The sequence below is a fragment of the Mycobacterium sp. TH-M82 genome (assembly GCF_057473605.1).
Genome location: NZ_JBYCKY010000087.1, coordinates 1 through 9,970, shown reverse-complemented (window position 1 = coordinate 9,970; position 9,970 = coordinate 1). Strand labels below are relative to the sequence as shown.

8 protein-coding genes and 1 pseudogene are annotated in these 9,970 nt (G+C 66.6%); 8 read left to right on the top strand and 1 reads right to left on the bottom strand.

Annotated elements, in window-relative coordinates; all coding sequences use genetic code 11:
* A partial coding sequence (gene clpX, locus AC2VON_RS02630) for an ATP-dependent Clp protease ATP-binding subunit ClpX (RefSeq protein ID WP_486951541.1) occupies positions 1-988 on the top strand: 988 nt, incomplete at its 5' end.
* On the opposite strand, the gene AC2VON_RS02625 is transcribed toward clpX, so the two are convergent.
* On the bottom strand, positions 989-2,077 hold the full coding sequence (locus AC2VON_RS02625; protein WP_486951540.1) for a fatty acid desaturase family protein: 1,089 nt from the start codon (positions 2,075-2,077) through the stop codon (positions 989-991).
* Positions 2,078-2,601: 524 nt separating this feature from the next.
* Between AC2VON_RS02625 and AC2VON_RS02620 the strand changes: the two genes are divergently transcribed.
* From AC2VON_RS02620 to AC2VON_RS02590, 7 genes and pseudogenes are all read left to right on the top strand, one after another.
* Positions 2,602-4,491 (top strand): 2-oxoacid:acceptor oxidoreductase subunit alpha, encoded by a 1,890-nt coding sequence (locus AC2VON_RS02620; protein WP_486951543.1) that lies wholly within the window; start codon positions 2,602-2,604, stop codon positions 4,489-4,491.
* Positions 4,484-5,572: a 2-oxoacid:ferredoxin oxidoreductase subunit beta gene (locus tag AC2VON_RS02615; protein ID WP_486951539.1), complete on the top strand. Its 1,089-nt coding sequence runs from the start codon at positions 4,484-4,486 to the stop codon at positions 5,570-5,572. Before AC2VON_RS02620 ends, AC2VON_RS02615 begins: the two co-directional genes overlap by 8 nt.
* Before the next feature lie 50 nt (positions 5,573-5,622).
* On the top strand, positions 5,623-6,210 hold the full coding sequence (gene mobA, locus AC2VON_RS02610) for a molybdenum cofactor guanylyltransferase (protein ID WP_486951542.1): 588 nt from the start codon (positions 5,623-5,625) through the stop codon (positions 6,208-6,210).
* A gap of 504 nt (positions 6,211-6,714) precedes the next feature.
* A complete protein-coding gene (locus tag AC2VON_RS02605) occupies positions 6,715-7,308 on the top strand; it encodes a transglycosylase family protein (protein ID WP_486951538.1) in 594 nt (197 codons plus the stop codon).
* A 91-nt stretch (positions 7,309-7,399) separates the two neighbouring features.
* Entirely contained in the window at positions 7,400-8,719 is a 1,320-nt protein-coding gene (locus tag AC2VON_RS02600) for a saccharopine dehydrogenase family protein (RefSeq protein WP_486951537.1), read from the top strand.
* Between the two features lie 54 nt (positions 8,720-8,773).
* A pseudogene (locus AC2VON_RS02595) lies at positions 8,774-9,379 on the top strand (DUF937 domain-containing protein).
* A gap of 95 nt (positions 9,380-9,474) precedes the next feature.
* Positions 9,475-9,970 (top strand): class I tRNA ligase family protein (locus AC2VON_RS02590; RefSeq protein ID WP_486951536.1); only part of this gene is annotated, 496 nt, incomplete at its 3' end.

Here is a 9,970-nt window from a genome sequence, read left to right as displayed (position 1 = left end):
CGAGAAGGGCCGCGTTTCCCGATCCGGGGAGCCGGTCGAGCTGACCAAGTCGAACATTCTGATGCTCGGGCCGACCGGCTGCGGCAAGACCTACCTGGCGCAGACCTTGGCCATGATGCTCAACGTGCCGTTCGCCATCGCCGATGCCACCGCGTTGACCGAGGCCGGGTACGTGGGTGAGGACGTGGAGAACATTCTGCTCAAACTGATCCAAGCCGCTGACTACGACGTCAAGCGCGCTGAGACCGGAATCATCTACATCGACGAGGTCGACAAGATCGCCCGCAAGAGCGAGAACCCATCGATCACGCGGGATGTCTCCGGTGAGGGCGTGCAGCAGGCATTGCTGAAGATCCTGGAGGGCACCCAGGCGTCGGTGCCGCCGCAGGGTGGCCGCAAACACCCGCACCAGGAGTTCATCCAGATCGACACCACCAACGTGCTGTTCATCGTGGCGGGCGCGTTCGCCGGCTTGGAGAAGATCGTCTCCGACCGCGTCGGCAAACGCGGCCTGGGCTTCGGTGCCGAGGTCCACTCCAAGGCCGAGATCGACACCAGCGACCACTTCGCCGAGGTGATGCCCGAGGACTTGATCAAATTCGGGCTGATTCCCGAGTTCATCGGCCGGCTGCCGGTGGTGGCCTCGGTGACCAACCTGGACATGGATTCGCTGGTCAAGATCCTGTCCGAGCCGAAGAACGCCCTGGTCAAGCAGTACACCCGGCTTTTCGAGATGGACGGTGTGGAACTGGAGTTCACCGACGACGCGCTGGAGGCGATCGCCGACCAGGCGATCCACCGCGGCACTGGCGCGCGGGGGCTGCGGGCGATCATGGAAGAAGTGCTGCTGCCGGTGATGTACGACATCCCCAGCCGCGACGACGTCGCTAAGGTCGTGGTGACCAAGGAGACGGTGGAGGACAACGTGCTGCCGACGATCGTGCCGCGCAAGCCGGCGCGCGCCGAGCGGCGCGACAAGAGTGCCTAACTACCCGCCGCGGCGGGTCAGGAAAACGTTCGGGAGCGCAAGCTTGCAGATGGTGCGCAGCGCCAGCAGGTACTGACGTGGTAGCGGGCCGGTGCTGTATGGCAGGTCGTATTTGTCGCATAACGCGCTCACCTGGTCAGCGATCTGTGCCAGGCGATTGCTGGGCAGGTCGGGGAAGAGGTGATGTTCGACCTGGTAGCACAGGTTGCCGCTGAGAAACGCCAGTACGGGTCCCGCGTCGAAGTTCGCGCTGCCGAGCATCTGTCGTAGATACCATTCGGATTTGGTCTCCCGCTCCAGCACAGCTCGGTCGAATTTCTCGGCGCCATCGGGAAAGTGGCCACAGAAGATCACCAGGTATGCCCACAAGTTCCTCGTCAGGTTGGCGCCGGCGTTAGCCGTCAGGGTCCGGAGCCACCGGCGTCCACCGATCGCTGGAAAGAGCACGTAGTCCTTGGTCAATTGGCGGGCGACTTTGCGGGCGAACGCGCGGGTCGCCGCGGATTTCTGGATCTCCGTGGCGGCGTGCTCGCGGCCGGCGGCCAGGGCGTGCAGGGCAACGCCCCATTCGAACACTGCCGCCAGCACTATGTTTCCCAGTGGCTGCAGGAGGTGGCCGGGTCGCCAAGGCTGGTCACGGGTAACCCGCATGATGCCGAAACCCATGTCCTCGTCCATGCCGACGATGTTGGTGAACACGTGGTGGGTGTAGTTGTGGGAAGAGCGCCATTGCGACGCCACGGCCGTCATATCCCATTCCCAGGTAGTCGAGTGGATCTCGGGGTCGTTCATCCAATCCCATTGGCCGTGAACCACGTTGTGACCGATCTCCATGTTTTCAACACACTTCGCGACGGCTAGGGCGATCGCGCCCAGCAGCCAGCCCGGCGTGGTCCGACTGCGGTGGATCATCAGTCGCGCCGCGGCGTCCAGCGCCCGCTGGAACACGATCGTGCGACGAATGTAGGCGGCGTCCCTGGCGCCGAGGGTGTCCTCGACGCCGCGTCGAATTGCGTCCAATTCGCGCCCGAGCGCTTCGACCTGAGCTTCGCTCAGATGCGCGTAGCTTGCGGCCTGTCTGATTGCCACGTAGCGAGTCCTCGGGTAAGGGGTACGTCGGTTTCTGCGGGGGGCAGATCATTCCCCACCAACGACCCGGACAAGGAACCATCGCTTCGTTCGGGAAGCCTACATCAGCTTGCACAGTCGGCGCGGCTGGCACCGGCGGGGTGTGCGGTGACGCTAGCGGGTGTTACCCACCCGTCCCCCAACTTTCTTAACCTTGAACTGTCAGCAATAGTGACGAACACCACATCGCAACCCACAGCTGTCTGGTGTGGGACCGTGACCTCGGTATTTTGTGGCCGGTTCGCAGTGGGTCGGTAGCGCGTGGCGTCGAGGCATCCCTAAGAGCGGTGCAATAATCGGTACCGGCAGTGACGTGAAAATTTGGTCGGGGTCGACTACGGTGTGCGCTTGCGGTCGCGATGTGAAGGGCTGGGGTGGGAACAACGACGGAAGGCGGGGACGTGGGTCCGGACGGTGGCCAAGCTGACCAGGGCGACCAGGCCGGGTCGGAAGCGACACATGAGCGGCACAAGCTCGAGAAGGTCGTGATCCGCTTCGCCGGTGACTCCGGCGACGGTATGCAATTCACCGGTGACCGGTTCACCGCCGAAGCTGCGGTATTCGGTAACGACCTGGCCACCCAGCCGAGCTACCCCGCCGAGATCCGGGCGCCGCAGGGCACGCTGCCCGGGGTGTCGTCGTTTCAGATCCAGATCGCGGACTTTGACATCTTCACCGCCGGCGACCGGCCCGACGGGCTGGTCGCGATGGATCCTGCGGCGCTGAAAGCCAACATCGAAGACCTGCCGCGAGGCGGGCTGGTGATCGCCAACTCCGACGAATTCACCAAGCGTAACCTGACCAAGGTCGGCTATGACGGCAACCCACTGGAGGACGGTGAGCTCTCCGAATATGAGGTGCAGTCGGTGGCGATGACCACGCTGACGCTGGGCGCGGTCGAGCCCAGTGGCGTTTCGAAGAAGGACGGTCAGCGCGCCAAGAACATGTTCGCCCTCGGCCTGGTGTCCTGGATGTACGGCCGCCCGGTCGAGACCAGCGAGATCTTCATCCGGGAGAAGTTCGCCGGCAAGCCCGACATCGCCGAAGCCAACGTGCTGGCGCTGAAGGCCGGCTGGAACTTCGGGGAGACCACCGAGGCGTTCGGCGCCACCTACGAGGTGTCGCCCGCCATGCTGCCGCCCGGCGAATACCGGCAGGTCTCCGGCAACACCGCGTTGGCCTACGGGCTTATCGTCGCCGGACAACTGGCCGGCACCCGGGTCGTTCTGGGCAGCTATCCGATCACCCCGGCCTCGGACATCCTGCATGAGTTGTCCAAGCACAAGCGCTTCGACGTGATCACGCTGCAGGCCGAGGACGAGATCGCCGGCATCGGCGCGGCGCTGGGCGCTTCCTACGGCGGAGCGCTGGGTGTCACCAGCACCTCCGGCCCCGGGTTGTCGCTGAAGTCCGAAGCGGTCGGCTTCGGCGTGATGGCCGAGCTGCCGCTGGTGCTTGTCGACGTCCAGCGCGGCGGCCCGTCCACCGGGCTGCCGACCAAGACCGAGCAGGCCGACCTGCTGCAGGCGCTGTACGGGCGCAACGGCGAATGCCCGGTTGCCGTGCTGGCCCCGTGCACGCCGTCGGACTGCTTCGATGCTGCCATCGAGGCCGCCCGTATCGCGCTGACCTACCGAACCCCGGTGATTTTGCTGTCCGACGGGTCGATCGCCAACGGGTCCGAGCCGTGGCGGGTGCCCGACATCGGCTCGATCGCGCCCATCGACCGCACGCTCGCCCAGGCCGGCGACGACTTCCAGGCGTACGCGCGCGACCCGGAAACCCTGGCCCGGCAGTTCGCCATCCCGGGAACCCCGGGCCTCGAACACCGCATCGGAGGGCTGGAGAAGACCAACGGCGAAGGCGAGATCTCCTACGCACCGGCCAACCACGACATGATGGTGCGGATTCGTCAGGCCAAGATCGCCGGCATCGGTGTTCCCGATCTCGAGGTCGACGATCCCTCCGGGGACGCGGAACTCCTGCTGATCGGCTGGGGCAGCTCATATGGCCCCATCGGCGAGGCCTGCCGGCGTGCCCGCCGCAAAGGCACCAAAGTCGCGCACGCCCACCTGCGCTATCTCAATCCGTTTCCGGCCAACCTGGGTGACGTGCTGCGCCGCTACCCGAAGGTTGTCGTACCGGAGCTGAACCTGGGCCAGCTGGCGTTGCTGCTGCGCGGGCGCTACCTGGTCGATATCCAGTCGGTGACCAAGGTCCAGGGCGTCGCATTCCTCGCCGACGAGATCGGGCGCGTCATCCGTGCCGCGCTGAGCGGGACACGCGGGACACTGGCCGAGATTGAAGACGACAAGACGATGGTGGCCAGGTTGGCGGTGGCTACGGTCGGAGCAGGAGTACAGACAAATGACTGACCTGATCGGCGGCAGCCTGGCGGGTGTGGATCTCGGTCTGGTGCCCACCAAAGACAGTGAGGTGCCCACCACCGACGAACCGCAGAAGGCGAAGGAGTACGCCTCCGACCAGGAAGTGCGGTGGTGCCCGGGCTGCGGCGATTACGTGATCCTCAACACCATCCGCAACTTCCTGCCCGAGCTGGGAGTGCGCCGGGAAAACATCGTGTTCATCAGTGGCATCGGCTGCTCCAGCCGCTTCCCGTACTACCTGGAAACCTACGGTGTGCATTCGATCCACGGCCGCGCACCGACGTTTGCGACGGGGTTGGCGGTGGCCCGTGAAGACCTGTCGGTATGGGTGGTCACCGGCGATGGGGATGCGCTCTCCATCGGCGGCAACCACCTGATCCACACGCTGCGCCGTAACGTCAACATCACCATTTTGCTGTTCAACAACCGGATCTACGGGCTGACCAAGGGCCAGTACTCGCCGACCTCCGAAACCGGCAAGATCACCAAGTCGACACCGATGGGCTCGCTGGACAACCCGTTCAACCCGGTCTCACTGGCGATTGGCGCCGAGGCTACGTTCGTCGGCCGGGCACTCGACTCCGACCGCAAGGGGCTCACCGAGGTGCTGCGCGGTGCGATGGAGCACCGCGGGTCGGCGCTGGTGGAGATCCTGCAGGACTGCCCGGTCTTCAACGACGGCTCGTTCGACCTGCTGCGCAAGGAAGGCGCCGAGAACCGGATGATCAACGTCTGTCAGGGCGAGCCGATCGTCTTCGGCGCCGGCGGCGAATTCTGCGTCGTCAAATCCGGGTACGGGCTCGAGGTCACCAAGACCGCCAACGTGTCCGCCGACGAGATCGTCGTCCACGACGCCACGCTGGAGGACTCGTCGTATGCGTTTGCGCTGTCCCGCTTGTCCGATCAGAACCTGACGCACGTCCCGATGGGCATCTTCCGTCAGGTCAGCAAACCCACCTACGACGACGCGGCCCGGGCGCAGGTCGGTGCGGCTGCGCAGGCCGCCCCGCACGACGTTGCTGCACTGCAATCGCTGCTGCGTGGACGTGACACCTGGACCGTAGCCTGACGAGCCTGACCGGGTACGCCGAACGCCCGGCTGGCGGGGGCTGGCGGGCGCTGGCGGGGGTGGTGTTGGCCGGCGGGGCATCGCGCCGGATGGGCCGCGACAAAGCGACGCTGACCGTACCGGGGTCGTTCGACGGGCGGACATTGATCGAGCAGTCGGTGTCCGTCGCGTCGCAGCGGTGCGATCCGGTTTTCGTCGTGGCCGCCGGCGGACAGGCGCTGCCCGGATTGTCGGCGCGACTGCTACGTGACGAGGTGCCCGGACTCGGTCCGCTGGCGGCGGCCGGGCGGGGACTGCGGGCGGCCGCCGAGGCGGGTGCGCAGCGCGCCTTCGTCTGCGCGGTCGACATGCCGTTGCTGACTGTCGATCTGATCGACGCGCTCGCCGGCCCGGCCGCGCGGTTGGACGCCGACGCGGTGTTGCCGTGGGATGGACGTGATCACTATCTGGCCGGGGTGTACCGGACCCGGCTGGCCGATCGGATCGACGCGCTGGTGGCCGCCGGCGAACGCCGGATGGGCGCGCTGGTCGGCCTGCTCGACACTCAGCGGATCGTGCTGTCCGACTCGCGGCCGCTGACCAACCTCAACACACCGGCCGATCTGCCGGCGTTGGGAAATTCCGATCCCAGAAATTGAGTAATTCGTCACATCTTTTGTGATCGGTACGTTATGTGCTTCCGCATGATCATTCGGGCGGGAGGCACTGCAACGTCGTGTCCCAGCTCACAATATTTACGTGATTTGACTCACGATCATGCCGTTGTCACTCGACTGCTGGCTCGTGGTAAGCCTTCCCCGTGACCTCGGAAGATATTGGTAAATAGATCGCGTGATCGGGCCGTTATCCGTCCGAGATACCGATCGCGCCCGAGATGACTAATGCACATCGATCTCGTACGGTCCTTCTCGGCCATAAATGGCTAACACAAAATTGAATAACCGATCCACGCGTGAGCGGGGCTGTGGGCGGCGACAGCCGATCCGCAGCCGCCGGACAGTAGGCCGGCCGGGCAGATCGTGCCCCCGCTGCCGTGCCGGAACCAGACGGCACGTCCCGAGGCACACATTCCCGCCCGCATCGGGCACCCGAGCCCACACCCGTGGGCTTGCTTCGGCGCGCGTTCAGCGAAAGGAGCGACAGTGAATCACGTCCGCAAGACGCTCAGCCTGGCCGCGCTCGCGACGGTGCTCGCCACCGCGCCGATCGGCACCGCTGCCGCGGATGATGCCGAGACGACCGCGCCGGCCGGCCCGGTGACCGTGCAGGACGTCGCGTTGGCCGCCCTCTATGCCCCCTATGCCCCCTATGACACGGAAGCTCCGGCGCTTCCGGCGCAGCCGCCACCGTCGCCATGGGATCTGCCGCCGGCTCCTGAAGGCCTCCCGCCGGCTCCTGAAGGCCTCTCGCCGGCTCCTGAAGGCCTTTTGCCGGCACTGTGGGAGCTGCCTTTAGAGCCGCGGCCGGCCCCGGAGCCCGAACCGGCTCCCGCTCCGGTCAGGGCATACAGCGTGAACTGGGACGCGATCGCGGCCTGCGAGTCCGGCGGCAACTGGGCGATCAACACCGGTAACGGCTACTCCGGTGGCCTGCAGTTCACCTCGAGCACCTGGCGGGCCAACGGCGGTTCGGGCTCGCCGCACAACGCCAGCCGGGCGGAGCAGATCCGGGTTGCCGAGAACGTGCTGCGGACACAGGGCCTGCGTGCGTGGCCGACCTGCGGCCGGCGCGGCTGACTGCCGGCTTCAACACGACGATCCACGACGGCACACAACGGCGCCGGGCCACGATCCTGCGCCGTCGTGCTTTGCGGGTAGCGTTCGGCAGATGCCCAAAGCATCGCGTGAGCTTGGCCGTGAACTTGACCGTGAGCTTGACCGTGAGCTTGACGTAGTCGTTTACGGGGCGACCGGTTTCGTCGGCAAGCTCACCGCGGGCTACCTGGCCACCGTTGCCGAAGCCACAGCCACAGCCACAGCCGGGGCCGGTGCCCGGATCGGGCTGGCGGGCCGAAGCGCTGAGCGACTGCGCGCGGTGCGCGATGACCTGGGCCCCGCAGCACGGGACTGGCCGGTCCTGATCGCCGACGCGGCCAAGCCGTCGACGCTGGACGCGCTGGCCGCCCGGACCCGGGTGGTGATCAGCACGGTCGGGCCCTACACCCGCTACGGGCTGCCGCTCGTCGCGGCGTGTGCCGTTGCCGGCACCGACTACGCCGACCTGGCCGGCGAGGTGACGTTCCTGCGTGACAGCATCGACCTGTACCACAAGCAGGCCGTCGATACCGGCGCGCGCATCGTGCACGCCTGCGGATTCGACTCCATTCCATCGGACCTGAGCGTGTACGCGCTCTACCGCCGGGCGGGCGAAGACCGCGCAGGCGAGCTCGCCGACACCGATTTCGTGCTGCGCAGCTTCTCCGGCGGCTTCTCCGGCGGCACCATAGCCTCGATGGTCGAGGTGTTGCGCACCTCGTCGCGCCACCCTGAGGTACGTCGCGAGCTCAACGACCCCTACACGCTGAGCGCCGACCGCGCCGCCGAACCCGACCTCGGCCGGCAGCCGGACCTGCCGTGGCGGCGCGGCGGCGCGATCGTGCCCGAGCTGGCTGGCATCTGGACCGCGGGGTTCGCGATGGCGGCGGTCAACACCCGGATTGTGCGGCGCAGCAACACGCTGCTCGGGTGGGCGTACGGCCGACGGTTCCGGTATGCGGAACACATGAGCGTCGGCTCGTCGGTGGCGGCGCCTGCGCTCTCCGGGCTCGCCACCGCCGTCGGCAACACCGTGTGGCAGTTGGGTGGCCGCTATTTCCGGTTGCTGCCGGATGGACTGGTGAGACGGTTCACCCCGGCCCCGGGAAGCGGGCCCAGCGAAGCCGCCCGTCAACGCGGTCACTACCGGGTCGAGACCTACACCACGACGACGACCGGAGCCCGCTACCTGGCTACCATGACGCAGCGCGGGGATCCCGGCTACCAGGCCACCTCGGTGCTGCTGGGCGAGAGCGGCCTGACGTTGGCGCTGGACCGGGACAAGCTGTCCGACCTACGTGGTGTGCTCACTCCGGCAGCGGCGATGGGCGACGCGCTGTTGGCCCGACTCCCGGCCGCGGAAGTGTCGCTGGACGTCACCCGGTTGGGTTAATGTCGACACCAACCCATTCAGTCGGTGACATCCCTGCAAGGAAAATGACATCTCATGGCCGGTCTTGATGATCTCTTCGCCCAGATCCCCGTACAGGAAATCGCCGGCCATCTCGGCGCCGACGAGGGTGAGGTGGGCAGCACGATTCAGACACTGGTCCCGGTGCTGGTCAGCGGCTTGTAACACACCGCGCAGGATGCCGGCGACGCGTCCGGCATCGAATCGGCAGCCAACGCCGCCCGGGGGCTGCTGGACGGCCTGAACGGTCAAGTGAACGTGGGCCAGATCGACGCCGCAGACGGACTGAAGGCAATCGCGAACATCTTCGGCGGCAATGACGCGGGTCAGGTCGCCTCGGCGCTGGCCGAGGCCGGCGGCGGCAACAGTGACCTGATGCAGAAGCTACTGCCGATACTGGCGCCGATCGTGCTGGCCTACATCGGCAAGCAGCTGAGCCAGAAGAAAGAACCGGCCCAGCAGGGTTCCCAGAGCTCCGGTGGTGGGCTCGGCGACGTGCTGGGCAGCATCCTGGGCGGCACCGGCGGCACCGGCGGCGGGAGCGGCACGTCGATGGGCAGCATCCTGGGCAACATGCTGGGCGGCAAGGCCGGCGGTGCGATCGGCGAAGTCCTCGGCGGTCTACTCGGCGGCAAGAAGTAATCCGCTCCTGGCGTGAGCAGACGCAAAAGCCCCCTGATCCACCCCGGAATTAGGGGCTTTCGCGTCTGCTCGGCGGGCGTTCCTAGAATTAACCGGTGACTGCCAGCCCCGGTGCCGCTGACGCGCCAGACCTGCCCACATCATGGGACCCGGGTGCGGTCGAAGCCGCCATCTACCAGGGCTGGGTCGACGCCGGCTACTTCACCGCGGAACCGGCCAGCTCGAAACCCGGGTATTCGATCGTGCTGCCGCCACCGAACGTGACCGGCAACCTGCACATGGGGCACGCGCTGGATCACACCCTGATGGACATCCTGACCCGCCGCAAGCGAATGCAGGGTTATGAGGTGCTGTGGTTGCCGGGGATGGATCATGCCGGTATCGCCACGCAGACGGTGGTGGAGCGCCGGTTGGCCGAAGAAGGCCGGACCAAAGAGGACGTCGGCCGGGAGCGCTTCGCCGCCTTGGTGTGGGAATGGAAGCGAGACTCCAGTGGCACGATCGGCACCCAGATGCGGCGGCTGGGCGACGGGGTGGACTGGAGCCGCGAGCGGTTCACCATGGACGACGGTTTGTCGCGGGCGGTGCGCA

Excerpts from the sequence above, each read along its gene's own strand:
- AC2VON_RS02615 (WP_486951539.1), top strand. The coding sequence starts at position 4,484 with ATGACTGACCTGATCGGCGGCAGCCTGGCGGGTGTGGATCTCGGTCTG.
- AC2VON_RS02600 (WP_486951537.1), top strand. The coding sequence starts at position 7,400 with ATGCCCAAAGCATCGCGTGAGCTTGGCCGTGAACTTGACCGTGAGCTT.